28 protein-coding genes and 2 pseudogenes are annotated in these 24,505 nt (G+C 70.2%); 18 read left to right on the forward strand and 12 right to left on the reverse strand.

Annotation, left to right across the window (positions count from 1 at the left end; translation table 11 throughout):
• Positions 1-95 precede the first annotated feature (95 nt).
• Together ACZ4EG_RS33440 and mshD are read right to left on the reverse strand one after the other, a co-directional pair.
• A pseudogene (locus tag ACZ4EG_RS33440) lies at positions 96-406 on the reverse strand (GntR family transcriptional regulator); the annotation flags it as partial.
• 60 nt (positions 407-466) lie between these two features.
• Entirely contained in the window at positions 467-1,396 is a 930-nt protein-coding gene (mshD, locus tag ACZ4EG_RS33445) for a mycothiol synthase (protein WP_453554577.1), read from the reverse strand.
• 157 nt (positions 1,397-1,553) lie between these two features.
• Here mshD and ACZ4EG_RS33450 point away from each other — a divergent pair, with 157 nt between their 5' ends.
• Positions 1,554-3,356, forward strand: coding sequence for a bifunctional metallophosphatase/5'-nucleotidase (locus ACZ4EG_RS33450; protein WP_467793303.1), 1,803 nt, complete (start codon positions 1,554-1,556; stop codon positions 3,354-3,356).
• 150 nt (positions 3,357-3,506) lie between these two features.
• Here the strand turns inward: ACZ4EG_RS33450 and ACZ4EG_RS33455 are convergent.
• From ACZ4EG_RS33455 to ACZ4EG_RS33485, 7 genes and pseudogenes are all read right to left on the reverse strand, one after another.
• Positions 3,507-3,635 (reverse strand): annotated as a pseudogene (locus tag ACZ4EG_RS33455) (pectinesterase family protein); the annotation flags it as partial.
• Positions 3,636-3,832: 197 nt separating this feature from the next.
• Entirely contained in the window at positions 3,833-5,290 is a 1,458-nt protein-coding gene (locus tag ACZ4EG_RS33460; RefSeq protein WP_467793304.1) for a sensor histidine kinase, read from the reverse strand.
• Positions 5,291-5,292: 2 nt separating this feature from the next.
• Positions 5,293-6,027: a response regulator transcription factor gene (locus ACZ4EG_RS33465; protein ID WP_453554581.1), complete on the reverse strand. Its 735-nt coding sequence runs from the start codon at positions 6,025-6,027 to the stop codon at positions 5,293-5,295.
• A 147-nt stretch (positions 6,028-6,174) separates the two neighbouring features.
• Positions 6,175-6,387 (reverse strand): hypothetical protein, encoded by a 213-nt coding sequence (locus ACZ4EG_RS33470; protein ID WP_467793305.1) that lies wholly within the window; start codon positions 6,385-6,387, stop codon positions 6,175-6,177.
• 31 nt (positions 6,388-6,418) lie between these two features.
• Positions 6,419-7,528: a S1C family serine protease gene (locus ACZ4EG_RS33475; protein ID WP_467793306.1), complete on the reverse strand. Its 1,110-nt coding sequence runs from the start codon at positions 7,526-7,528 to the stop codon at positions 6,419-6,421.
• 156 nt (positions 7,529-7,684) lie between these two features.
• Positions 7,685-8,707, reverse strand: a complete 1,023-nt coding sequence (locus ACZ4EG_RS33480; RefSeq protein ID WP_390712127.1) for a LacI family DNA-binding transcriptional regulator — start codon at positions 8,705-8,707, stop codon at positions 7,685-7,687.
• A gap of 86 nt (positions 8,708-8,793) precedes the next feature.
• On the reverse strand, positions 8,794-9,573 hold the full coding sequence (locus ACZ4EG_RS33485; RefSeq protein WP_316749867.1) for a winged helix-turn-helix transcriptional regulator: 780 nt from the start codon (positions 9,571-9,573) through the stop codon (positions 8,794-8,796).
• A gap of 166 nt (positions 9,574-9,739) precedes the next feature.
• Here ACZ4EG_RS33485 and ACZ4EG_RS33490 point away from each other — a divergent pair, with 166 nt between their 5' ends.
• The 8 genes from ACZ4EG_RS33490 (at position 9,740) to ACZ4EG_RS33525 (ending at position 15,064) form a co-directional block, all read left to right on the forward strand.
• Positions 9,740-10,576 carry an alpha/beta hydrolase gene (locus ACZ4EG_RS33490; protein ID WP_467793307.1) on the forward strand — a complete coding sequence of 279 codons (837 nt, stop codon included), beginning with the start codon at positions 9,740-9,742 and terminating at the stop codon, positions 10,574-10,576.
• Positions 10,577-10,644: 68 nt separating this feature from the next.
• Positions 10,645-10,899, forward strand: a complete 255-nt coding sequence (locus tag ACZ4EG_RS33495; RefSeq protein ID WP_263210273.1) for a MoaD/ThiS family protein — start codon at positions 10,645-10,647, stop codon at positions 10,897-10,899.
• A 3-nt stretch (positions 10,900-10,902) separates the two neighbouring features.
• Complete coding sequence (locus ACZ4EG_RS33500; RefSeq protein WP_467793308.1) at positions 10,903-12,156, forward strand: hypothetical protein; 1,254 nt, start codon at positions 10,903-10,905, stop codon at positions 12,154-12,156.
• A 98-nt stretch (positions 12,157-12,254) separates the two neighbouring features.
• Positions 12,255-12,950 carry an LmeA family phospholipid-binding protein gene (locus ACZ4EG_RS33505; protein WP_453554597.1) on the forward strand — a complete coding sequence of 232 codons (696 nt, stop codon included), beginning with the start codon at positions 12,255-12,257 and terminating at the stop codon, positions 12,948-12,950.
• Between the two features lie 240 nt (positions 12,951-13,190).
• Positions 13,191-13,271, forward strand: coding sequence for an Ms5788A family Cys-rich leader peptide (locus ACZ4EG_RS33510; protein WP_350751515.1), 81 nt, complete (start codon positions 13,191-13,193; stop codon positions 13,269-13,271).
• A 133-nt stretch (positions 13,272-13,404) separates the two neighbouring features.
• Positions 13,405-14,250, forward strand: coding sequence for a sulfurtransferase (locus tag ACZ4EG_RS33515; protein ID WP_390712123.1), 846 nt, complete (start codon positions 13,405-13,407; stop codon positions 14,248-14,250).
• Positions 14,251-14,292: 42 nt separating this feature from the next.
• On the forward strand, positions 14,293-14,580 hold the full coding sequence (locus ACZ4EG_RS33520) for a DUF1416 domain-containing protein (protein ID WP_150956794.1): 288 nt from the start codon (positions 14,293-14,295) through the stop codon (positions 14,578-14,580).
• A 226-nt stretch (positions 14,581-14,806) separates the two neighbouring features.
• Positions 14,807-15,064 carry a DUF3099 domain-containing protein gene (locus ACZ4EG_RS33525; protein WP_263210269.1) on the forward strand — a complete coding sequence of 86 codons (258 nt, stop codon included), beginning with the start codon at positions 14,807-14,809 and terminating at the stop codon, positions 15,062-15,064.
• 56 nt (positions 15,065-15,120) lie between these two features.
• Here the strand turns inward: ACZ4EG_RS33525 and ACZ4EG_RS33530 are convergent, their stop codons facing one another.
• Positions 15,121-15,483, reverse strand: coding sequence for a DsrE family protein (locus ACZ4EG_RS33530; protein ID WP_467793309.1), 363 nt, complete (start codon positions 15,481-15,483; stop codon positions 15,121-15,123).
• A gap of 110 nt (positions 15,484-15,593) precedes the next feature.
• Between ACZ4EG_RS33530 and ACZ4EG_RS33535 the strand changes: the two genes are divergently transcribed.
• From ACZ4EG_RS33535 to ygfZ, 6 genes are all read left to right on the forward strand, one after another.
• Positions 15,594-16,340: a hypothetical protein gene (locus tag ACZ4EG_RS33535; protein WP_467793310.1), complete on the forward strand. Its 747-nt coding sequence runs from the start codon at positions 15,594-15,596 to the stop codon at positions 16,338-16,340.
• Positions 16,337-17,242, forward strand: a complete 906-nt coding sequence (locus tag ACZ4EG_RS33540) for a hypothetical protein (protein ID WP_467793311.1) — start codon at positions 16,337-16,339, stop codon at positions 17,240-17,242. Before ACZ4EG_RS33535 ends, ACZ4EG_RS33540 begins: the two co-directional genes overlap by 4 nt.
• The gene (locus tag ACZ4EG_RS33545) at positions 17,239-18,165 is read left to right on the forward strand and encodes a hypothetical protein (RefSeq protein ID WP_467793312.1); all 927 of its coding nucleotides are present in this window, start codon (positions 17,239-17,241) and stop codon (positions 18,163-18,165) included. The genes ACZ4EG_RS33540 and ACZ4EG_RS33545 overlap by 4 nt, the downstream gene beginning before the upstream one ends.
• Positions 18,166-18,385: 220 nt before the next feature.
• Entirely contained in the window at positions 18,386-18,961 is a 576-nt protein-coding gene (locus ACZ4EG_RS33550) for a heme-binding beta-barrel domain-containing protein (RefSeq protein WP_467793313.1), read from the forward strand.
• 16 nt (positions 18,962-18,977) lie between these two features.
• Positions 18,978-19,415, forward strand: a complete 438-nt coding sequence (locus ACZ4EG_RS33555) for a Fur family transcriptional regulator (protein ID WP_363300740.1) — start codon at positions 18,978-18,980, stop codon at positions 19,413-19,415.
• A 10-nt stretch (positions 19,416-19,425) separates the two neighbouring features.
• Positions 19,426-20,391: a CAF17-like 4Fe-4S cluster assembly/insertion protein YgfZ gene (gene ygfZ, locus ACZ4EG_RS33560; RefSeq protein WP_467793314.1), complete on the forward strand. Its 966-nt coding sequence runs from the start codon at positions 19,426-19,428 to the stop codon at positions 20,389-20,391.
• A 19-nt stretch (positions 20,392-20,410) separates the two neighbouring features.
• On the opposite strand, the gene dtd is transcribed toward ygfZ, so the two are convergent.
• The gene (dtd, locus tag ACZ4EG_RS33565; RefSeq protein WP_453554610.1) at positions 20,411-20,836 is read right to left on the reverse strand and encodes a D-aminoacyl-tRNA deacylase; all 426 of its coding nucleotides are present in this window, start codon (positions 20,834-20,836) and stop codon (positions 20,411-20,413) included.
• Positions 20,837-20,994: 158 nt separating this feature from the next.
• Between dtd and ACZ4EG_RS33570 the strand changes: the two genes are divergently transcribed.
• The 3 genes from ACZ4EG_RS33570 to ACZ4EG_RS33580 all read left to right on the forward strand — a co-directional run bounded on the left by ACZ4EG_RS33570 (position 20,995) and on the right by ACZ4EG_RS33580 (position 24,246).
• Positions 20,995-21,642: an RsiG family protein gene (locus ACZ4EG_RS33570; protein WP_467793315.1), complete on the forward strand. Its 648-nt coding sequence runs from the start codon at positions 20,995-20,997 to the stop codon at positions 21,640-21,642.
• 84 nt (positions 21,643-21,726) lie between these two features.
• Complete coding sequence (locus ACZ4EG_RS33575) at positions 21,727-22,980, forward strand: GNAT family N-acetyltransferase (protein WP_467793316.1); 1,254 nt, start codon at positions 21,727-21,729, stop codon at positions 22,978-22,980.
• A gap of 348 nt (positions 22,981-23,328) precedes the next feature.
• A complete protein-coding gene (locus tag ACZ4EG_RS33580; protein WP_467793317.1) occupies positions 23,329-24,246 on the forward strand; it encodes a winged helix-turn-helix domain-containing protein in 918 nt (305 codons plus the stop codon).
• Here the strand turns inward: ACZ4EG_RS33580 and ACZ4EG_RS33585 are convergent.
• Positions 24,241-24,429, reverse strand: coding sequence for a hypothetical protein (locus ACZ4EG_RS33585; RefSeq protein WP_363300733.1), 189 nt, complete (start codon positions 24,427-24,429; stop codon positions 24,241-24,243). The genes ACZ4EG_RS33580 and ACZ4EG_RS33585 overlap by 6 nt on opposite strands.
• Positions 24,430-24,505 lie beyond the last annotated feature (76 nt).

Here is a 24,505-nt window from a genome sequence, read left to right on the forward strand (position 1 = left end):
GGAGACGGTGTAAGACCTCAACGGGAGTCCTCCCGGACGGGGCGGTCGTCGGTGAAGCAGGAACCCCAGCGGGAGACCGCTGGAACCCTCCGCCTCTAGGCGGGGGAGCAAGCCAAGACTGGTCTCCCTGCGGCCACGTCGTCCCGGTCCAGCCCCGCTTCGCGGGCCTTCGCCGCCCGCTCCTCCAGCTCCGCCCGCAGAGGGGAGTCGGCCGGGGCGGTGCTCAGCGTGCCCCGTACGAAGGTGCCGAGTCCGCGCCGGTCTTCGACCAGTCCCTCGCGTTCGAGCTCGCGATCGGACTTGAGAACGGTGTTCGGGTTGATGGCGGTCGCCTCCACGACCTCGCGGCCACCGTGGGCAGCTTGTCGCCGGGCGCCAACAGGCCCAGGCGGAAGGCCCGTTTGGTGATAAGGGACGGCATCAAGCGGGCCGTCCCTTATGAGAGGTATGACAGGTGTGGCAGATGTCAGGTCTCGGTCCTGTACATCAGATCGGTCTCGTGCGTCACGAACCCGAGCCGCTCGTACACCGACACCGCGGACTTGTTGTCGGCGTCGACATACAGCATCGCCGTGGACAGTCCCTGCGCGGCCAGATGCCGCAGGCCGATCGTGGTGAGGGACTTGCCGAGCCCGCCGCCCTGTGCGCCCGGGGCCACCCCGAGGACGTACACCTCGCCGATGCCCTCCGCGGCGTGCACCTTGGTCCAGTGGAAGCCGACCAGCACGCCCTCCCGCTCGGCGAGGAAGAAGCCGGCCGGGTCGAACCACGGCTCGGACATGCGGTCGTCCAGGTCGCGCTGGGTGAGGGAGCCCTGCTCCGGGTGGTGCGCGAAGGCGGCGGCGTTCACCGCGAGCCAGGCCGCGTCGTCCTGCCCCGGCACGAACGTGCGCACGGTCACGCCGTCGGGCAGCTTCGGCTCGGGCAGCTCCAGATCGGTCAACGACCGCCGCATCTGGCGTAGTTCACGGAACAGGGTCAGCCCCAGGACCTGGGCGAGGTGCCGGGCCGCGGAGTGCCCGCCGTGCGCCCACACCCGCAGCCGCTTGCCGGACGCGGCCAGCAGGGCCGAGCCGAGCGCCCGCCCGTGTCCGTGCCCGCGGTGCGAGGGATGTACGACCAGTTCGGCGGCCGGCGCCTCCACCGGATCGGTGTCCTCCAGTTGGGCGTAGCCGACGAGTTCGCCGTCCACGGTCAGCAGCAGATGGGAGACGCCCTCGCGCGCGCCTCCGCGCAGTTGCAGCCGCCCCTGCTCGGACACCGGATGCTGACCGTCGGACCGGGCAGCCTCCGCGAGCAGTCCGACCACGGCCTCGGCCTGGTCCGGGGAGAGCTCGGAGAAGGTCTCGATGGAACGGGAGTGGAAGGGCCGTACGGTGTCGTCGTCGCTGGTCATGCGTATGAGGGTACGGCGCGGCCCCCGCAAAGTGGCGGCAAAGGAATAGGCAAAGGGAAACCCGGATGTAACCCTGAACCCCCTGTCGCGCTACGCGCGTTGACTCTAGGCTGCGCCCGATCGGACACTCACCACAGCAGACCCACAGGGGGGTCCCATGCCGGCCACGTCCCCATCGCCACGCCCCGCCAGACGCCGTACGTATGCGTTGCTGGCGGCCGCGGCGAGCCTCGCCACCGCCGCCGCACTGGCCGCCGCGCTGCCCGCGGACGCGCACGACAACAAGGGCGGCGGACATCTGCCGAGCCGTTACCAGGACGTCCAGCTCCTCTCCTTCAACGACCTGCACGGCAACCTCGAACCGCCGGCCGGTTCCTCCGGCCGGGTCGCCGAACTCCAGGCGGACGGCACGACGAAGAACATCGACGCGGGCGGCGTCGAGTACCTCGCCACCCATCTGCGCCAGGCCCGCCAGGGCCAGCCGTACTCCATCACCGCGGCCGGCGGCGACATGGTCGGCGCCTCCCCGCTCATCTCCGGCCTGTTCCACGACGAGCCCACCATCGAGGCGCTCAACAAGCTGGACCTGGACGTCACATCCGTCGGCAACCACGAGTTCGACGAGGGCGCCAAGGAACTGGCCCGGCTGCAGAACGGCGGCTGCCACCCGACGGACGGCTGCTACTCGAACGAGGGGTTCTCGGGCGCGGACTTCCCCTACCTGGCCGCGAACGTCCTCGACGAGAAGACCGGCAAGCCGATCCTCAAGCCGTACTGGGTCTGGAAGAAGAAGGACGTCAGGATCGGCTTCATCGGCGTCACGCTGGAGGGCACCCCGAACATCGTCTCCGCCGACGGGGTCAAGGGCCTGAAGTTCAAGGACGAGGTCGAGACGATCAACAAGTACGCCAAGGTGCTCCAGCGCCAGGGCGTGAAGTCGATCGTGGCGCTGATCCACGAGGGCGGCTTCCCCGCCTCCTCCTCGTACAACTACAACTGCGACTCGCCGGGCGCCGGTGACGGCATCTCCGGCCCGATCGTCGACATCGCCAAGAACGTCACCCCGGCCGTGGACGCGCTCGTCACCGGCCACACCCACACGGCGTACGTGTGCACCATCAAGGACCCGTCGGGCAAGCCGCGCATGGTCACCTCGGCCGCGTCCTTCGGCCGCCTCTACACGGACACCACACTGACGTACGACCGTTGGACGGGTGACATCGCCCGTACGGCCGTGAAGTCCGCGAACCACGTGGTCACCCGGGACGTTCCCAAGGCGCCCGACATGACCGCGCTGATCGGCAAGTGGAACACCCTGGCCGCCCCCATCGGCAACCGCGCCATCGGCTACATCTCCGCCGACATCAACAGCACCGGCACCGAGTCCCCGATGGGCGACCTGATCGCGGACGCGCAGCTGGCGTACGGCAAGGAGCTGGACCCGGAGACCGACCTCGCGCTGATGAACCCGGGCGGTGTCCGGGCGGGCCTGACCTACGCGGCCAAGGGCGCCGAGGGCGACGGTGTCGTCACCTACGCCGAGGGCTTCACCGTCCAGCCCTTCTCCAACACGGTGAACCTGCAGAGCTTCACCGGGACCCAGCTGATCCAGGTGCTCAAGGAGCAGGTGAGCGGCGCGAACGCGGCCGCCCCGAAGATCCTCCAGCCCTCCGCCGGCCTGACCTACACGCTGGACCTGACGAAGACGGGCGCGGACCGGGTGGTCACCGACTCGATCCGGCTGAACGGCGCCGCCATCGACCCCGCCGCCACCTACCGCGTCGCCACCAACAGCTTCCTCGCGGGCGGCGGCGACGGCTTCCCCACCCTCGGACAGGGCACGGGCGACCTCGTCGGCACGGACGACCTGACCGCCCTGGAGAAGTACCTGACGGCCAACTCCTCCGCCACCGCGCCGATCGCGCCGCCGGCCGCCGACCGGATCACGATCGTGCAGTAACACCTGTGTGAACAGCGTTTCGGTTCCGAAATGACCCTGAGAATTGATCTCAGGGTCATTTCATCGAGGCGCCCCGGTGAAGAAGTTCCAAAAACCCTCCCCCTTCTGGGGACCGGCGGGTGTCTGGCCGGGCGTCGCCGCGCAAGGCGGTCAGGAGGTCGTGGGCGTCCAGTCGCCCAGCCAGTCCGCGACCTCCTGGTCCGCGGCCTGGGCGTCCGTCAGCTGCGGGTGGTTGGTGCCGGCGGCGCCCGCCCCGGCGCCGGTGTTCCTGTACGACGCTCATGGGACCGAGCTTCAGCTGACGAGTTTCCGCGGGATCGACGCCGATGGCCACCTCCCGGAGACCATGTATGTCGAGCCGGTGAAGTCCGATCCCAGGGGACCCCGCATCCTGTGCACCTTCATTCGGCGTTCCGCAGACCCGCAGATCCTGGTGGTCGGGGTCTTCCGGCAGTGACAGGGCCCGGCTGAGTCGGTCACGGCATCTCCGGCGGAGCCGTAGGCGCCCCCGGCAGTCGTACCGTTGCCGTCGTGCCGCCGCCCTTCGCGTGCGACAGGGTCACCTCGCCGCCGGCCTGCTGGACCGTGCGGGCGACGATGGACAGGCCCAGGCCCGAGCCCGGCAGGGCCCTCGCGCTGGGGGAGCGCCAGAAGCGGTCGAAGACGTGGGGGAGTTCGTCCTCGGCGATGCCGGGGCCGTGGTCGCGGACCGTGAGCACGCCCTTCTCCAGGACCACGTCGATCGTGCCGCCCTCGGGGCTGAACTTCACCGCGTTGTCGAGGATGTTGACCACGGCACGTTCCAGGGCCGACGGTTCCGCCCGTACGTACCAGGGCTGCACGTCCGCCGTGATCGTCAGCTCCGGGCCGCGCAGACGGGCGCGGACCATGGCCGCCTCCACCGTGTCGTGGAAGGCGACCACCTGGACGCGCTCGCCGCGCTGGCCCGCCGAGCGGGACAGCTCCTGCAGGTCGCCGATGAGCGAGGCCAGCTCCGTCATCTGCGCCTTCACCGAGGCGAGCAGCGCCTTGCGGTCCCCCGGCGGGAGAGGGCGGCCCGTCTCCTCGCTCCGGGTGAGGAGTTCGATGTTCGTGCGCAGCGAGGTCAGGGGGGTGCGGAGTTCGTGGCCCGCGTCCGCGATCAGCTGTTGCTGTAGCTCGCGGGAGCTGGCCAGGGCCGTGGTCATCGAGTTGAACGAGCGGGACAGGCGGGCGATCTCGTCGTTGCTGTCCTCCTCGACCGGGATGCGGATGCCCAGGTCCTCCGTGCGGGCGACGTGTTCGACCGCCTCGGTGAGCTTGTCGACGGGGCGCAGGCCCGCCCGGGCGACGGCCAGACCGGCGGCTCCGGCGCCGATGACTCCGACACCGGAGACGAGGAGGAGGATCAGGGCGAGGTCGTTGAGCGTGGACTCGGTGCTCTTGAGGGGTACGGCCGCCATGATGGCGTAGCTGGTACTCGTGCCCGTGGTCGGGTCATTGATGGTCAAGGGCACGGTCATCACGCGCACCGCGTTGCCGTCCTGGTCCGTTCCGTTGCGGAAGATCCCCTGATGGCTGCTCGCGTTCTTGATCACGTCCTTGTCGGCCTGGGTGACCTTGATCCTGCCCACCGAGGTCAGGAAGAGGCAGGGCGTCCCGTCCGGCTGGACCACCTGGGAGTAGGTGTTCCGGTAGCCGCCGTTGAATATGTTCTGCGGCGTCTGCGTGCAGTTGTTGAGCGCGTCCGCGAACTGGTTGACCTGTTGTTGTTCGATGGGCCCCCGCGTGAACTGGGCCTTCCGCAGGTCGTTGTTGAGCTGGTCGTACAGCTTCCCCTGCACGATGAACCAGCAGGTGACCGCCACCGCCGCCACCGCGAACGCCACCGCCGCCGCCACCAGCATGGACAGCCGTGCCCTGATCGGCAGCGCCCGGAACCGGCGCGCGAGCATGTTCACTCCGCCGCACCCTGTCGCAGCACGTACCCCACGCCCCGCACCGTGTGCACCAGTCGCGGCTCGCCGCTCGCCTCGGTCTTGCGGCGCAGGTACATGACGTAGACGTCCAGGGAGTTCGAGGACGGCTCGAAGTCGAAGCCCCACACCGCCTTCAGGATCTGCTCACGGGTGAGGACCTGGCGCGGGTGTGCCATGAACATCTCCAGCAGGGTGAACTCCGTGCGGGTCAGTTCCACCTGGCGCCCGCCCCGCGTGACCTCACGCGTCGCGAGGTCCATGCGCAGGTCGGCGAAGGTGAGCGCCTCGTCCTCCTGGACCGCGCCCACCACGGCCGCCGCGTACGAGCTGCGCCGCAGCAGCGCGCGGATACGGGCGAACAGCTCGTCCAGCTCGAACGGCTTGACCAGGTAGTCGTCGGCGCCCGCGTCGAGCCCGGTGACCCGGTCGCCGACCGTGTCGCGGGCCGTCAGCATCAGGATCGGTGTCGTCTCGCCCGCGCCGCGGATGCGGCGGGCCGCCGTCAGCCCGTCCATCCGGGGCATCTGGATGTCCAGGACCACCAGGTCGGGCTTGTACACGGTCGCCTTCTCCAGGGCGTCCGCACCGTCGACCGCGACCTCGGTGTCGTACCCCTCGAAGGCAAGGCTGCGCTGGAGTGCTTCGCGCACGGCCGGCTCGTCGTCGACGATCAGGATGCGCTGGGGGTCACGGTCGCCATCGGCGGGACTCATCGCTCGCGGTTCCTCGGGGTGGGGTGGGGTGCGGTGGGGTGCGGCGGGGTGCGAATGGGGTGGTCGTCGGTGGGGCGTCGGTGGGGCGTCTCTCAGCGTCGCATGTTTCGGGGCCGTGGGGCACGCGCGACCGTGGGCGCGGGATGATCAGCCGCGCATCGCGGTCAGCCGCTTCAGCGGAACCTTGTGGCGGTGCGGGCGGGCCGCGGGCAGCCGCAGGCCCATCATCTGGGGGGCCGCGACCTCCGGGGGCCGGGCCGCCGCGGCCGGGGCGTGCAGCTCGTACGCCACCTGGAGGGCCAGGGCGATGCCGGCCGGGTCATGGGAAACGGCCACGGGGTGCGAAACCTGCTTGATCATGACGTACTCCCTACTGCCCGCGCGGGGCCTGTCAGCTGGTGGAGCCCGCCCGCAGCTTGGCCAGGTCGGACTTGACGGTGTTGATGGGGATCGCGAAGCCGAGGCCGACGCTGCCCGCGTCCGAGGACGAGGAGCTCGAACCGGACGAGTACATCGCGGAGTTGATGCCGATGATGTCGCCGGCGCCGTCGATCAGCGCGCCGCCCGAGTTGCCGGGGTTGAGGGACGCGTCGGTCTGGATCGCCTTGTAGGTCGTGGTGGCCGAGCCCGTGTCGCCGTTGAACTCCCGGCCGCCGAACTCGAACGGCCACTGGCCGTCGCCGCCCTGGCCCTGGCCCTGGTTCTCGCCGGTCGAGACGGTCACGTCGCGGTTGAGCGCGGAGACGATGCCGCTGGTGACGGTGCCGGTCAGGCCCTCGGGGGAGCCGATCGCCACGACCGTGTCGCCGACCTGGACCCCGTCGGAGTTGCCGAGGGTCGCGGGCTTCAGGCCGGAGGCGTCCTTCAGCTTGATGAGGGCGAGGTCCTTGGAGCTGTCCGTGCCGACGATCTCGGCCGTGTACCGCTTGCCGTCGCTGGTCCGCACCTTGATCGACGAGGCGCCGGAGACGACGTGGTTGTTGGTGACGACCTCGCCACCGGAGGTGATGATCACGCCGGCGCCGGTGGACGAGCCGTTGCTGAGGGTCGCGACGACCTCCACCACGCTCGGGCTGACCGCGGAGGCGATGGCGGCGACGTCGCCCTTCTTGCCGGCCGGCACCACATTGGTGCTGGTGCTGCTGGAGGCGACGGTGTCCTTGCCGGTCAGCTCCTGGAAGGCGTACGCCGTGCCGCCGCCCACGGCCGCCGCGACGATCGCCACCGCGGCGAGCAGCGCCATCGGGCCCCGGGAGCGCTTCTTCTTCGGCTCGGCGGCGACGGGGGCGGCGGGGGCGGCGCCCACCGGCACGGAGGACAGGAGAGCGGTGTCGCCGCCGTGGCCGTCGACGGCGGCCGGCTGCACGGCCTGGTACGCCGGCGGGGGCGGCCACTCGGGGTTCACGGGGGCGGAGGCGTGCTGCTGCTGGGGGTACGCGCCCTGTTGGGCGTCACCCTGGGGGTTCTCGTACTCGCCGCTGCGGCGGAAGCTCTCGGTCATGGATAGAGCTTTGCCCGCAACCATGAGAGCTTCCTGAGTGCTCCCTGAGAAGCCCGGCAGAACCTCGTTTGCCCGATGTAAAGAAGCTTCTCGCAGCTCGGTGAGGGTTCTCAGAGATCCTTCATGGACGCCTGAGGAACACCACCCACGCCCGCGTCACCCACAGCCGCAGGAACTGCGGACCACCAGCCGCGACGGGAAGGTCTTCAGCCGCTCCCGCCTGGACCCCGCCACCCGCAGACCGTCGTCGAGCACGAGGTCCACGGCGGCCCGGGCCATCGCGGACCGGTCCGAGGCGATCGTCGTCAGGGGCGGGTCGGCCAGCGCCGCTTCCTTGATGTCGTCGAAGCCGGCCACGGCCAGCTCGCCGGGGACGTCGATGCGCAGCTCGCGCGCCGCCCGCAGCAGGCCGATCGCCTGGTCGTCGGTGGAGCAGAAGACCGCGGGAGGGCGGTCGGGGCCGGAGAGGAGCTCCAGGGCGACCTGGTACGCGTCGTAGCGGTTGTACGGCGCCTCGAAGAGCCGGCCCTCGGTCGGGATCCCCGCCTCGTCCATCGCGCGCCGCCAGCCCTCGACGTGGTCGGAGACCGGGTCGCCGACGGCCGGGGTCTCCGCGGTGCCGCCCACACAGGCGACGTACTCGTAGCCGTGCTCCAGCAGGTGGCGTACGGCGAGGTGGGCGCCCCCGAGGTCGTCCGTGACGACGGCGACGTCGTCGATGGCCTCGGGCCGCTCGTGCAGCAGGACCACCCGGGCGTCCCAGGCCTCGATCTCCGCGGCGGCGAGGTCGTTGAGCGCGTGGCTGACCAGGATCAGGCCCGAGACGCGCATACCGAGGAAGGCGCGCAGATAGTGGACCTCGCGCTCGCCGACGTAGTCGGTGTTGCCGACGAGAACCATCTTTCCGCGCTCGGAGGCGGCCTGCTCGACCGCGTGCGCCATCTCCCCGAAGAAGGGCTGGCGGGCGTCGGGGATGATCAGGCCTATGAGATCGGTGCGCCGTGAGGCCATGGCCTGGGCGACCCGGTCGGGCCGGTACCCCAGTTCCTTGATCGCGGCGAGGACACGCTCGCGCGTGGCCGGGGCGACCGGCCGGGGTCCGTTGTTGATGACATAGCTGACCACGGCGGTGGAAGTTCCCGCCAGCCGCGCCACATCATCCCGAGTCACCTTGGCCACGCGCGGAGTCTACGCGGATGGACCCGCTCTGGGCAGGGCGTATCGAAGCTTCCCTGTGCGGAAGCAATGCCTTGCCCGAGCGCCGGCTAGGCGTCGGCCGGGACCTCTGTGGCACCCAGGACGGCCGATGAGTCCGCATTCTCGGGCTTTGACCGGTCCGCCTTGGCCTTCGCCTCGTCCGAGGAGCGGTCGCCCTTCTCAGGAGTAACGAATCGATAACCGACGTTCCGGACGGTTCCGATCAGCGACTCGTGCTCCGGGCCCAGCTTGGCGCGCAGCCGTCGTACGTGGACGTCCACGGTCCGGGTGCCGCCGAAGTAGTCGTAGCCCCAGACCTCCTGCAGCAGCTGCGCGCGCGTGAAGACACGGCCCGGGTGCTGCGCGAGGTACTTCAGGAGCTCGAACTCCTTGAAGGTGAGGTCGAGGACCCGGCCCTTGAGCTTGGCGGAGTAGGTCGCCTCGTCCACGGACAGGTCGCCGTTGCGGATCTCCATGGGGGAGTCGTCGTTGACGATCTGCTGCCGGCCCATGGCCAGCCGCAGCCGTGCCTCGACCTCCGCCGGACCCGCGGTGTCGAGCAGCACGTCGTCGATGCCCCAGTCGGCGGTCACGGCGGCGAGACCGCCCTCCGTCACGACGAGGACGAGGGGGCAGCCGGGGCCCGTGGAGCGCAGCAGCTGGCACAGGCTGCGGACCTGGGGCAGGTCACGGCGGCCGTCGATCAGGATGACGTCGGCGCCCGGTGTGTCGACGAGTGCGGGTCCTTCCGCCGGGGCAACCCGCACGTTGTGCAGGAGCAGGCCGAGGGCCGGAAGCACCTCCGTCGACGGCTGGAGGGCGTTGGTCAGGAGTAGCAGAGAACTCATACGTCTTGTTCCTCCTCGGTCCCTGCGAGGACGTTTGCGGTACTGCTCTGCGGTCCCGGGGCCCCGTACACCCGCGGTTCCCCGCTTCGTATACAACGCTTCCGAAAGCACAAAAGGACCCGGGGGCTACGCTGCCCGAGTCCTCATGCCCAGCAGAATAGCCCACATGAGCAACGGTCCGGCAGGTCATACGGCATGTTCCACCGATCGTCCGAATCCCGAGACGGCCGGATGCGCCCCTATGCGGACGTTTCTGTACACGGCCGACGGGATTCCGATCGATTCCGTATACAACCCGGGCACGGTCGTATACGACGCCTCCGCGCCGCCCTCCCGTGACCTGGTGTTCGTCGTGGCGCACGGCTTCACGGGCGACGTCGACCGCCCGCACGTACGCCGTGTGGCGGCCGCGCTCGCGCGCCACGGTGCCGTCGTCACCTTCTCCTTCCGCGGCCACGGAGCCTCCGGCGGGCGCTCGACGGTGGGCGACCGCGAGGTGCTGGACCTGGCGGCCGCGGTGCGGTGGGCGCGGGAACTGGGCCACACGCGCGTGGTCACCGTCGGCTTCTCGATGGGCGGCTCGGTGGTGCTGCGGCACGCGGCGCTGCACCGGGGCGTGGACGCGGTGGTCTCGGTGAGCTCGCCGGCCCGCTGGTACTACCGGGGTACGGCCCCCATGCGCCGACTGCACTGGCTGGTGACGCGCCCCGAGGGCCGCCTGGTCGGCCGCTACGGACTGCGCACCCGCATCCATCACCGCGAGTGGCACCCCGTTCCGCTGTCCCCGGTGCAGGCCGTGCCGAGGATCGCCCCCACCCCGCTGCTGATCGTGCACGGCGATCGCGACGGTTACTTCCCCCTGGACCACCCCCGGATGCTGGCCGCGGCCGCAGGTGACCACGGCGAACTCTGGGTGGAGCCGGGGATGGGCCACGCCGAGCACGCGGCGGCCGACGCCCTGCTGACCCGGATCGGGGACTGGGCGGCCGCCCGGGCGGGCTAGCCTGACGGTGTTGATGTGCGGATGGTTGCTGTGCGGATGCCGATCCGCCGAGGGACTTGAGGGACGAGATGGCAAAGGTCACGGTGCGCTATTGGGCCGCCGCGAAGGCCGCGGCCGGGGTCGCGGAGGAGCCGTACGACGCGGCGACCCTCGCCGAGGCGCTGGACGCGGCGCGTGAGCGACACCCCGGCGAACTGGCGCGCGTGCTGCTGCGATGCTCGTTCCTCATCGACGGTGACCCCGTGGGCACCCGCGGACATGAGACGGTACGGCTGGCCGAGGGCGGCACGGTCGAGGTGCTCCCGCCGTTCGCAGGAGGGTGAGCGATGACCGATCAGCCGTATGAGGGCGGGCCCTACGAGGGGCAGCAGGGGTATCAGGGGTATCAGGGGTATCAGGGCTACGGGGGGCACGACCCGTATCAGCAGCAGGCGCCGCAGGCGGCGGCTCCGCAGGCGTGGCCCGAGCAGAACGGGTACGACCAGGCCGGTCATGGCCAGACGGGACACGGCCAGGCCGGTTACGACCAGTCGGGGAACGGCCAGGCCGGTTACGACCAGTCGGGGTACGACCAGCAGCAGTACACGCAGCAGTGGCAGGGCCAGACCTGGGAGACGCAGACGCACGCGCCGGTCCAGCAGCCGGTCCAGCCGCAGGTGTCCGCCGCGGAGACGTCGTACCTGCCGCCGCAGACCTACGAGCAGCCGTCCGCCGCTCCCGCCACTCCTTCCGCTCCCACCGCTCCCGTCCGACCGGAGCCCACCGCCGGCCAGGCCGAGGCGGATCCCGCCTACGGCCCCGCCACCCTCGCCGGCAACTCCCGCGTCACGGACGCCCAGCGCGCCCGTATGGAGGGCCGCTCCCCGATCATCGAGCCCGGTATGCAGCCCGCCGCACTCACGGCGGTGCTCGGGCTGCTCCTCGCCGTCACGGCGGCCGTCGGCTCGTACGCGCTGGTCGTGCCGCTGGTGCTGCTCCAGGCGGTCACGGCCGCGGGCTGGTTCCGGCTGAACGGCATGTGGCCGGCGCGGCAGGGCATCGCCCTGGCCTTCGCGGGGGCGCTGACGGCGGACGTGGCGGTGCTGGCGGCGGGCCGCGACCACGCGCCGGCCGCGATCCTCGGCCCGCTCGGCGTGTGGGTCCTGCTCTCCCTCGTCCTCCAGCTCCGCTCGCACGCCTCGCCGGACGAGCGGATGTACGGCCTGATGGCGACGGTCGCCTCGTCGGCGCTGGCGATCATCGCCACCGGTTTCCTGGGCGCCGACGCGCACGCGGCCTCGGTGGGCGCGGCCGCGGTGGCGGTGGCCGTCCTGGCCCGGGCTCTCCCGCTGCCCACTCCCGCCTCCGTGGCGGTCTCCGTCCTCGCGGCGGCGGGCGCGGGCATCGCGGTGGGCGGGATGACGGGCATGGGCGCGAAGGGCGCGCTGCTGGGAGCGGCCGCGGCGGCCTGTGCCCTGGTCGGCCACCGTGTCGCGAGCTACGACTACCCCTCCCGCTTCGTCCACTTCACCGCGGGCGTGGCCCTCCCGCTGTCGGCGGCGGCACCGGTGGTGTGGGTACTGGGCCGGGCCCTGACCTGATCCCACGTCACAGGTGATCGACAATTTCCCGGCGCCCGAGCCCCGCAGGGTTAGCGTTGAGGACCGTTGATGTCCGTCGACCCGGGGGAACAACACCCATGCGAGCGCTGCGAATATTCCTGATCGTCGTCGTGATCATCGGCGGCCTCTTCGTGATCGCGGACCGGGTCGCCGTGCACTTCGCCGAGGGGGAGGCCGCGGACAAGCTGAAGGCGACGGAGAGCCTCGCCGACACCCCGGACGTGTCCATCAAGGGCTTCCCCTTCCTCACCCAGGTCGCGGGCGGCTCCCTGGACGACGTCGAGGTCGGCATCAAGGACTACGAGGCGGCCACGGGCAACGGCGCCGAGAAGATCCGTATCGACGACCTGAAGGCCCATATGAAGGGCGTCGACTTCTCCGGCGACTACAGCTCCGCCACGGCGGCCGACGCGTCCGGCACCGCGACGATCGCCTACGACCAGCTGCTGAACGCGGTCAAGAACGACCCGGTCGACCTGCCCCTGGGCGCTACCGGCAAGGTGACCAGCCTCTCCTACGGTGGCAACGGCAAGGTCCGGGCCACGGTCGTGGTCGCGGGCGTGCCGCTCCCGGTGCTCGGCACGGTCACGGCCCAGGGCAACACGGTGAAGGTGCATGCCGACGGTCTGCCCAGGTTCGGCAACCAGGCGATGGACGTCTCCGAGGTGAAGATCGACCAGCTGCCCGGCGGCATCAAGCTGGACAAGGTGCAGGCGGCGAAGGACGGCGTGGAGATCACGGTGAAGGGTTCGAACGTCAAGCTGGCCGGGTAGGACGAACACCGTCCCGGACTCCCGTCGGGTCCCCGGCGGCACCCGTCGGACCTAGGACCTCCTTCCGTCCGAAAGGCGAGACGGCGGCGTCCGTACCGCAGATGTGACGACCGATACAGGCGCCCGGGGGCCGTGCAATCATGGCCCGGGCGCCCATCTGTTCCCACATCGTGGACGATCGCGTCTCAAAATACGACACACCGGTGACACGCCCGGCTGTCCGTCCCTACGATCGAGCCCATGAAGCGACAGGCGGATCTCACGAAGCGGCGGGCAGTAGACCTGTGCCGCGTTGCCGCCATGCTCTGTCGCCCCTTCTGAAGCGGGAGCGGCCACTCGGCCCTCCGCATTCCCAGCCGCCCAGCTCAGGGCACCCGTGCGTCGCTCCGCCCTGGAGTGCGCGCACCCCTCTCACTTGCACGCCCCGCCGCAACTGCCCCGGAGGAGAAAGAGCATGAGCCGCAGCGACGTCCTCGTCGACGCCGACTGGGTCCAGGACCACCTGGACGACCCGAGCGTCGCCATCGTCGAGGTGGACGAGGACACGTCCGCCTACGAGAAGAACCACATCAAGAACGCGATCCGCATCGACTGGACCAAGGACCTGCAGGACCCGGTCCGTCGTGACTTCATCGACCAGGAGGGCTTCGAGAAGCTCCTGTCGAAGAAGGGCATCGCCAACAACACCCTCGTGATCCTCTACGGCGGCAACAACAACTGGTTCGCGTCCTACGCCTACTGGTACTTCAAGCTGTACGGCCACGAGAACGTCAAGCTCCTCGACGGCGGCCGCAAGAAGTGGGAGCTGGACGCCCGCGAGCTGGTCGACGGCTCCGAGCTGCCCGAGCGCGCCACGACCGACTACAAGGCCAAGGCGCAGGACACCTCGATCCGCGCCTTCCGCGACGACGTGGTCGCCGCGATCGGCGCGCAGAACCTGGTCGACGTCCGCTCGCCCGACGAGTTCTCCGGCAAGCTGCTCGCCCCGGCGCACCTGCCGCAGGAGCAGTCGCAGCGTCCGGGTCACGTCCCGACCGCCCGCAACATCCCGTGGTCGAAGAACGCCAACGACGACGGCACCTTCAAGTCGGACGACGAGCTCAAGGAGCTCTACGCCGAGGAGAACGTCGACTTGGCCAAGGACACCATCGCCTACTGCCGCATCGGTGAGCGCTCCGCGCTGACCTGGTTCGTGCTGCACGAGCTGCTCGGCGTCCAGAACGTCAAGAACTACGACGGCTCCTGGACCGAGTACGGCTCCCTCGTCGGCGTGCCGATCGAGCTCGGCGCCAACAAGTAGTCGACCCCGACCGACCTCTCAAGACCTCTTCAGGAGAAAGACATGTGTGGAGCGAAGGCCGGCGGCCCGGACCCCTCGACGATCAAGCCCGGTGAGACCACGATCCAGGGGCAGGTGACCCGCGACGGCGAGCCGGTGGTGGGCTACGTCCGCCTCCTCGACTCGACCGGTGAGTTCACCGCGGAGGTCCCGACCTCCGCCACCGGACAGTTCCGCTTCTACGCGGCCGAGGGCACCTGGACCGTGCGCGCCCTCGTGCCCGGCGCCACCGCCGACCGCACGGTCGTCGCCCAGCAGGGCGGCCTGGCGGAGGTCGCGATCGCGGTCTGACGAAGACCCCGTACGGCCGAGGGCCGCACCCCACCGGGTTGGACGCCCGGGGTGCGGCCCTCCGGCATGTCCGGGCCCGCGACGGTCGTGCCGGGCGGTCGTCTCCGACCTACCCTTGACATATGTACGCGCGGCGGCGCCACCTGACCGCTCTTCGATGCGCGTGGGGTTGATTCGGTCCTGCGGTGGTCGTGCTGAGCGGTCGTCTCCGACCTACCCTTGACGTATGTACGCGCGGCGGCGCCACCTGTATTTCGCCATGATGGGGACCTGTGTCGGGCTCTTCGTCCTGGCGTGGGCCGTTGTGCGCCTCTGGTCGATTCCGGCGGCGGTGGGCATGTGCGTGGTGGCCATGGTCATCCCGCCGCTCGCCGCGATCGTCGCCAACCGCCGCGGGCCCGAGGACCGCTGGTGGGACGATCCGTCGGGCGACCCGCAGTCCGACGAGTGGTGGGACGAGCTGGACGGAAAGAAGCGCCACTAGAGACCACCGGGGACTGTTACGGCCCCGGCCGCCTCATCCCCACCGTCTCGACCGTCTCAGTAGACGAGCGCCTGGGTCTCGTCCCCGAGTGCCTCCTGCACGAAGACCTGGGCGCCCGCGATCCGTACGCCCTTGATGACGTCCTTCTCCGTGATCTCCCGGCGGGCCGCGCACTGCGTGCACAGGGTGACGGTCCCGCCCGCCAGGATCGCGTCGAGCAGATCGGGCAGCGGGGCCGCGTGCGGCAGTTCGAACTCGGCGGCCCGCCCCGGCAGCGCGAACCACGAGGACTCACCGGTCAGCCACAGGGAGACGCCGACCCCACTGGCCACGGCCACCGAGGCGACCGTGAAGGCCTGCGAGCAGCGTTCGGGTGCGTCGGCCCCGGCGGTCACCTTGATCACGAGCTTCTTCGCCATGGCTGAATCGTAATCAACTCCCGTACAACCCCGGATGTTACCCATGGGTCTCCTGTGCGGCGCGGTGACGGAAGCCGCGATTCCTGTCCTCTGGGGGGACCCACTTGGAAGTGCCAGAAGTATCCGAAACCGCAGTACCGGAACCTCCCGTTCGGCGGCGCGGCCGCACCGCGCTGCTGATCGCCGGTGCCGCCGCGCTCGGCCTGGTGGCCGGTACCTGCGCCGGCTATCTCGTCCAGGCCGACCGCGAGCCCACCAAACTGCCCTCGCTGTCGCAGCCGGTGCTCGAGCAGGCGAAGGGCAAGGGCCCCGAACCCCTGTCGGCGGCCCAGGACCACAAGGTCGTGACCGACGGAGACCTGCGCAAGCTGCTGCTGAAGCGGCCGGGCAACGCCCGCAAGGCCCTGTACACCGTGGGCCGCGACGGCTGGATGAGCCTCGCGGACTACGCGGACACCTTCAAGAAGCCCCAGAACGCCTTCGGCAACCTCATCGGCGAGGAGTTCCGGCGTGCCGCGGTCACCAACTGGCGCGAGGGCAGCACGTACAACGTGGAGATCCGTCTGATCCAGTACCGCCAGGAGGAGAAGCTCGCGGCCCACGACGCGGCCGACGACGCCTACTACTGGGCGGAGCAGCAGGGCGGCAGCGACAGCTGGCCGATACCCGGCACCGGCGACGGCATGGTGTACGTCCACCACAGGCCCGACCGCTCGGCCGGGTACGTGGACGTGTACGAGGCCGAGGCGCAGGCCTGGCGAGGTGACATCGCCATGGAGGTCTGGGTCTTCGACACGAAGCCGATCCCGAAGAAGAAGATCATGGACCTGGCGAAGCGGCAGATGGAGCGGCTGTGAGCGACAACTCCGTGAACCCCGAGGCCACCGGTAACCCCGAGGCCACCGCGCATCCCGAGGCCCCAGTGGACCAGGTCCCTGAAGTTCCGGCACAGCCCCAGCCCGCCCAGGAACAGCCCGTCCAGGAACAGCCCGCCCCGGAGAAGCCCGCCCGTAACCGGCGCCGTATCGCCGCCGTCGCAGGAACCGCCGTCCTGCTCGCCGCGGTCGTCGCGGGGGCCGGCTACACCGTCGTGACCGTGAACGGCGCCGACCGGGATCCGGGAGCCCCCGGCTGGCGCTTCCCGAAGAGCGGCAAGGACAAGGAGAAGGCGGCCGAGGCCACCGGGCTGCGGGGCATGCTCCTGCCCTACGGCACCGAGGCCTTCGGCCGCGGCCCGGACATCGGCGAGTTCGGCTCCGACGCCGAGCTGTCCGGCGTCCAGGCGACCGCCATGCGCAAGGAGTCGATCAAGGACCTGCCCCGCTCCCAGCGACAGCAGCTGGAGCGGTTGATCGACAAGCAGAAGATCAAGGGCATGGCGATGCGCAGCTACCTGAGCACCGAGCATCCCGCCGACTCCACCGCCTACTCGGACCACGCCTACACGGTCGACATCGTGCTGTCGCAGATGGAGAACCGGCGGACCGTGCGCTCCATCGCCACGGTCCAGCAGGAGTTCTTCGACGCCATGAAGATCTTCCGCAAGGGCCCGGAGATCGAGGGCCACAAGAACGCCGCCTGCTTCCTCCCGCCGGCGGACAAGAGCGAGAAGCTCGACATGATGGTCTGCTCCGCGTACGTGGGTGACGTGCTGGTCAGCGCCACCGCGACCGGCGGCAAGCCACTGGACAAGAAGGGCGTGGCGCTGTTGCTGCGCGAGCAACTGGACCGCATCAAGGACCCGGGGGAGGCGGTATGACCGAGCAGCAGGGGGCCGAGGTGCAGCAGGCCGAGGTGCAGCAGGCCGAGGTGCAGCAGGCCGAGGTGCAGCAGGCCGAGGTGCAGCAGGCCGAGGTGCCGCCGCTTCCCGGGGAGTCGCCCCTCGTACCACCCTCGGTGGACGCCCCCCGGCCGCCGAAGGACCGTCGCGTCCTGCGCGCCGCCCTGCGCTGGACCGCCGCGGTCGTCGTGTTCGCCGCGATCGGGGCGGGGACGGCGTACGGCATCACGCGCATGGAGCGTACGGACGTGCCCGGTCTCGCCACCGGGTCGGACGGCCGCTGGGACTACCCGGAACTGGTGAAGCCGCCGCTCCCGGCCGGCCGCCCGGGACCGGCCGCCGAGGCGAACAAGTCGGGCACCCACTACGCCGACCTGCGCAAACTGGTGCTGCCCGCGCCGAAGGGCGCGCAGGCCGACGGCACGCTGCGCGGCACGGACGGCTGGCTGGCGAGGAAGGACTTCCTGGCGCAGTACAGCAAGGAGGAGGACCGCAAGGAGCTCGGGCAGACACTGACCGACTACGGCCTGCGGCACATCACGGCCCGCGGCTGGACGACGGCCGACGGTACGCACACCGGCGTCTACCTCCTCCAGTTCGATACGGCGGAGGTCGCGGACCACGTGCTCAGCGACGGGCTCACGGCGTACGAGGCGCCGAAGTACCCGGTGCGGGGCGGCGACACGTACGAGCGGGACCTGGACTACCCGGTGGCCGCCCACAGCAGCGACGTGCACACGGCCCCGATCCGCGAGACCAAGCCGTACGGCGCCGAGCAGGTCCGGATGGCCTACCTCTCCTCCGGCGACACCGTCGCCGTGATCATCCAGTCCCGGAAGGGCAGGGCGCTCGCCGTCCCCTTCCAGCAGACGGTGGCCCTGCAGGGCGAGCTGCTGAGCTGACCTCGCCAAGAGCCCGGGGGCCCGGCCGCGTAAGCTGGGCCCCGGCTCTGTGTATGTGTACACCCACCCTCGCTCAAGGAGCACCCCGTGGAGATCTTCTTCGAAACCCTGTTGGTCCTGGTCTGTGTCGGCGTTCTCGCCTTCGCCGGGCTGACCGTGAAGAAGCTGTACCAGGGCCAGCGCTGACCCCCGTCCGGAAACTGGCTAGGAACCGCCGCTCATGATCGAGATTCCGTCCGACCTCCACAGGGACCTGGTCCCGCTCGCCTTCCTCCTGGGCAACTGGGCCGGCGCGGGCGTGCACGACTTCCCGGGCTCGGAGAAGTGCAACTTCGGGCAGGAGGTCACCTTCACCCACGACGGGCGGGACTTCCTGGAGTACCACTCCCACACCTGGGTGCTGGACAACGACGGGAACAAGGTCCGCCCGCTGGAGTCCGAGTACGGCTTCTGGCGGATCGACGCCGACCGCAAGGTCGAGGTCACGATGACCCGCGACGACGGCGTCATCGAGATCTGGTACGGCGAGATGGCCGTCAAGAAGCCGCAGATCGACCTGGTCACGGACACGGTGGCACGCACCGCGGAGGCGCGGCCCTACAGCGGCGGCCAGCGCCTGTACGGCTACGTCAAGAGCGACCTCATGTGGGTCGGCGAGAAGCAGACCCCCGAGGTCGAGCTGCGCCCCTACATGTCCGCTCACCTGAAGAAGGTCGTCACCCCGGAGGACGTCGAGCGCTGGGCCAAGGCCCTGCCCGACGACATGCCGGACGACGGGATCGCTTTCTTCAAGTAGTCCTAGACTCTCTGGTGTGGTGAGCACCGACTGGAAGAGCGACCTCAGGCAGCGCGGCTACCGGCTGACGCCGCAGCGGCAACTCGTGCTCGAAGCCGTGGACACCCTTGAGCACGCGACCCCCGACGACATCCTCGTGGAAGTGAGGAAGACGGCGTCGGGGGTCAACATTTCCACGGTGTACCGCACGCTGGAGCTGCTGGAGGAGCTCGGTCTCGTCTCGCACGCGCACCTCGGCCACGGCGCCCCGACCTATCACCTCGCGGACCGCCACCACCACATCCACCTGGTCTGCCGGGACTGCCAGAACGTCATCGAGGCCGATGTCGACGTGGCGGCCGACTTCAGGGCCAAGCTCCGTGAGACCTTCGGCTTCGACACGGACATGAAGCACTTCGCGATCTTCGGTCGCTGCAAGGACTGCACGCTCAAGCGTTCAATTACCAAGTCGTAGGCTTACGGATATGAAGAGCCCCCTGCTGTCCCTGCCCGGCGCCGTCCCCGCCGAGGGCGTGGACGAAGGCGTCGCCGCCCACTACGGCGACCTGTTCCGTGAGCAGCGTGCCCTCGCCGACGGCACCGGCTTCGTCGACCTCTCCCACCGCGGTGTCGTCACCGTCACCGGCGAGGACCGGCTGAGCTGGCTGCACCTCCTGCTCACCCAGCACGTCAGCGAGCTTCCCGTGGGCGAGGCCACCGAGGCGCTGATCCTGTCGGCGCACGGCCACATCGAGCACGCGCTGTACCTGGTGGACGACGGCACGACGGTCTGGGCCCATGTGGAGCCCGGCACCCAGGACGAGCTGATCGCGTACCTGGAGTCGATGAAGTTCTTCTACCGGGTCGAAGTGGCCGACCGGACCGACGACTTCGCGCTCGTCCATCTGCCGGCCGGTTCGATCGCCGAGGTCCCCGAGGGTGTGGTCGTACGCGAGACGGCGTACGGCCGTGACCTCTTCCTGCCCCGCGCGGACCTGGAGTCGTACGCAGAGAAGGCGGGCCCGGCGGCCGGGATCCTCGCCTACGAGGCGTTGCGCGTGGAGCACCACCGCCCGCGTGTCGGCTTCGAGACCGACCATCGCACGATCCCGCACGAGCTGGGCTGGATCGGCGTCGCGGTCCATCTGCAGAAGGGCTGCTACCGCGGCCAGGAGACGGTCGCCCGCGTCCAGAACCTGGGCAAGCCCCCGCGCCGGCTGGTCTTCCTCCATCTGGACGGCAGCGACGTCCATCTGCCGGTGCACGGCACCGAGCTGCGGCGCGCGGACGAGGGTCCCGACGGCCGCAAGATCGGCTTCATCACCACGTCCGTACGCCACCACGAGCTGGGCCCGATCGCCCTGGCCCTGGTCAAGCGGAACGTACCGGTGGACGCCCCGCTGGTGGCGGGGGACACGGCGGCCGCCCAGGAGACGGTCGTCGAGCCGTAGCCATGAGTTCCGGACCGGGCTAGACCTCGATCAGGACCGTGAACGGGCCGTCGTTCGTCAGCGAGACCCGCATCCGCGCGCCGAACCGGCCCGTCGCCACCGTCGCGCCCAGCGAGCGCAGCTGCGCGACCACCTCGTCGACGAGCGGTTCGGCGACATCGCCGGGGGCGGCCGCGTTCCAGGTGGGGCGGCGGCCCTTGCGGGCGTCTCCGTACAGGGTGAACTGGCTGATCACGAGCAACGGCGCGTTGATGTCGCTGCACGACTTCTCGTCGTGCAGCATGCGGATCGACCAGAGCTTGCGGGCGAGCTGGGCCGCCTTCTCCTTGGTGTCCTCGTGGGTCACCCCGACCAGGACGCACAGCCCCTCGCCCTCGATCGCCCCGACCGTCTCGCCGTCCACGACGACGCTCGCGCCGTCCACCCTCTGCACCACTGCACGCATGCCGACCATCATGCCGGGTGCCGCATCCGCGTTCACGGGGGGTCGATTTTTGATCCTTAACCCCACATCTGGGGCCGTTCGGGGGCACTCGGTCACATAGCGGCCACTCGGGGTGGCACGATGCTTCCGTACGCCGGTCGAGGGGACGGTTGAGGCAGATGAGCACACCGAGCACCGGGCAGCCGCCCGGGGCGGTCGCGGCCGCCCACGCGGGCGACCCGGACACGCACCGGCCGCCCGCGCAGCGCAGCGACAGCACGCCGCTGCCCGCGGAGTCCTCCCCGAGTCCGTCGAGCGCGGGATACCCCCAGTCGCACGGCCTGACCCTGCTGAGCCTGCCGGAAGTGCGCACCCTGCGCCGGGACGCCCAGCGCGACGAGGCGGATCTCAGCTATGTGCGGCGGCTGTTGCAGGGGCGTATCGACATCCTGCGCGCGGAACTGTCCCGCCGCGGGGCGGCCTCGCTGGTGGCCCCCGAGGACGCCTCCGTGGTGGCCCGGCTCCCGGAGATCCTCACCGACGCCCCGGCCCGCCACCGCTCCTCGGCCCGCCATGTGACCCTGGGCACGCCGCACAACGAGGAGTACCGGCAGCTGGCCGCCGAGATGCTCGCCGAGGTCGAGCTCTCCGATCTGCAGGCCCGCACCGACCTGGAACTGAACGCCGCGATGGGCCGCCTCGTCCGCTACGAGCAGCAGGTCTCCCGCCGCCGCCAGCACCTCCAGCGCACGACCGACGACTGCAGCGCGGAGATCGCACGGCGGTACCGGGACGGGGAGGCGCAGGTGGACGACCTGCTGATGTGAGGGGGCGCGGCGGTGGTGCGGACCGGTGGGTGGGCGGTCGAAATCACCGCGACACCCCGGCCGCCGTACACCTACCGTGACCCCATGAGCCGCCCCGCCGCAGACATCGACGTCCGTTCCGTCACCGAAGCCGATTTCGCCGACTGGCACCGCGCGCTGAACACCGGGTTCCTGCGGGAGCCGACCCTGACGCAGGAGCAACTGGAGGCCCGCCGGCACCAGTTCGTCCCCGGCCGCCTCCTCGGCGCCTTCGACGGCGACCGGTGTGTCGCGACGTTCCGTTCCTTCGCCCAGGAACTCACGGCCGTGGGCGGTACGGCGGTCCCCGCCGACGCCATCTCCAACGTCACCGTCAGCCCCACCCACCGCCGCCGGGGCCTGCTCACCCGCATGATGAGCCGGGACCTCGCCGCCGCGAAGGACCGCGGGGACGTGGTCGCCACCCTCATCGCCGCCGAGTACCAGATCTACGGCCGCTACGGCTTCGGCCCCGCCACCTGGACGACCGAGTGGACCGTGGACGTGTCCCGCGCCGGTCTGGACCCCCGCTGGTCGGGCCCGGAGGACGGCGGCCGTATCGACCTCGTCGACGGCGAGGAGGTGCGCAAGACCGGTCCGGAACTGCATGAGCGCATACGCCGCACCCAGCCCGGTGCCGTCAGCCGCGGCGAGCTGTGGTGGCGGGTGCAGACGGGCGCCGTGCGCTTCGGGGGCGAGTGGACCGAGCCCTTCTACGCCGCCTACCGCTCACCGTCCGGCGAGGTCGAGGGCCTGGTGTCGTACAAGTCGGACGACAACTGGGTCGGCAAGCTGCCGAAGAACACGGCCGAGGTGAACTGGCTGCTCGCGACGACCCCGGCGGCCGAGCGCGCCCTGTGGCGCTACCTCTGCTCGATCGACTGGATCACCCGGGTCAAGAGCGGCTGGCGGGCCCCCGACGACCTGCTCCCCTTCTTCCTGCCCGACCCGCGCGCGGCCGAGGTCACCACGCAGGGCGACTGGCTGTGGGTACGGATCCTGGACGTCGTACGGGCCCTGGAGGCGCGGACGTACGAGGCGACGGGCACGCTGGTGCTGGAGGTCGTGGACCGGCAGGGCCTGGCCGGCGGCCGCTACCGGCTGACGGCGTCGCCCACGGGCGCGTCCTGCGCGCCGGCCACCCAGGAGCCCGAACTGGTGCTGGACGTCGCCGACTTGGCCTCGCTGTGGCTCGGCGACGAATCGGCGGCGCGGCTGCTGGCGCTGGGCCGGGTCCGGGAAGTACGAGAGGGCGCCGCCCGGCTGGCCGACGCCCTGCTGCACACGTCCAGGCGACCGTGGTGCCCGGACCTCTTCTGACGCCCCTTCCTCCCGGTGGTGGTGCTGAACTCGTCTCATCCGTAGCGAGCTGTTGAGTTGTGGCTGTGCTGTCGATGTGAAGTTTTCGGTGTTCGGTTGTCGGTGTTGAGTTGTGGCTGTGCGTTCAGTTGTGGCTGTGCCTGTGGTGCCGCTGTGGTTCGTCACCGGCCGGTTCCGCCTTCCGGGCTCCCGGCTCCCCTCCGGAAGGGAGCCCGGTTGGCCAACCACCGGGAAGTTTGACCATGTTGCTTAAGTTGGTGACCAACTCAACTGTACTTATCTCCGCTTGGACGCGACTCATAACCACCTTCGCGTGAACTGCCGAAAGATGGCGGGAAGTTGTAGGGTTTGTGCGTGGACCCGGAACACGCCTCCGTCAATGGGCGGAAGAGGTCACAGCGGCCACAGAAGTCACATCGCGAGGTGGCCGACGAGTTGCGCACCCGGATCAGGTCCGGCCTGCTGCAGCCGGGTCAGCGCATGCCCACGCAGGCCAAGCTGGCCGACGAGTTCGGCGTGGAGCGTGGCGCCGTACGCCTGGCGCTGCGCATCCTGCAGTCGGAGCACCTGCTCACCGACGTGACGAAGGGCAGCCCGGCCACGGTGGCCCCGGATCCGGGCCTGCCCCCGCTCACGGCCGGCCCCGGGGCGCCTCCGCAGCCCACCATGGTGGCCCTGGCCTCCCGGACGGCCGCCGCCTTCGCCGCACCGCACGTCGAGATCGACGCCCTGTGCCTGACCTCCGTCTCGCTCACGCTGGCGATCGGCGAACCGCTGCGCCAGATCCACGCCGGGCGACTGAAACCGGCCAAGGTCGACGTCCGGGTCCTGCTGCCGAGCCGCTCCATCGACCTCGCCTTCCCGGCGCCGGTGGACGACGCCTCGGTCGCGGGCCTGCTGCACCGGCGCTGGCTGGCCCAGCGCAACGCCCAGGGCCAGGTACTGAAGCACAACCTGCTGGCACTGCGCGCCACGCACGGCATGGATGTGCACGTCTCCTTCCGCGCGCTGCCGTTCACGCCGCCGGTGAAGCTGTATCTGCTCAACGGCACGGAGGCGCTGTTCGCGTACTACACGCTGACCCGGCGCGAACGGGAGATCGAGCACGAGCACCTGGAGATGTACGACGCGGAGGGCACCCGGTCGATGCTGTTCGCCTTCGAACAGGGTGCCGGTCCGCGGGACACGACGTTCGTGGAGCAGTCCCACCTGTGGTTCAACGCACTGTGGGAGACGATCAGCACGGAACTCGTGCTGACGTCATAGGGCGGGCCCCGCGAGCAGGATCGCGAGGAGCACGGCCCCGGCGGAGCTGACGGCGGGGCTCTTGGCCTTGATGCCGATGCTGAACAGCAGCAGGCCGACAATGCCGGTGGCGCCGTACTTCCACTGGACGAGCTGCTCGAAGCCGACGACGAAGACGGCGGAGATGAGAGCGAGGGCAGGCACGATGATTCCCCCTTCGGGCTGCCGGTGTGCGGAGACAAGGGAAGCAAAACTTCCGCCAACTCAACCAAGTTGGCAA

The organism is Streptomyces sp. NPDC025638 (assembly GCF_055558775.1).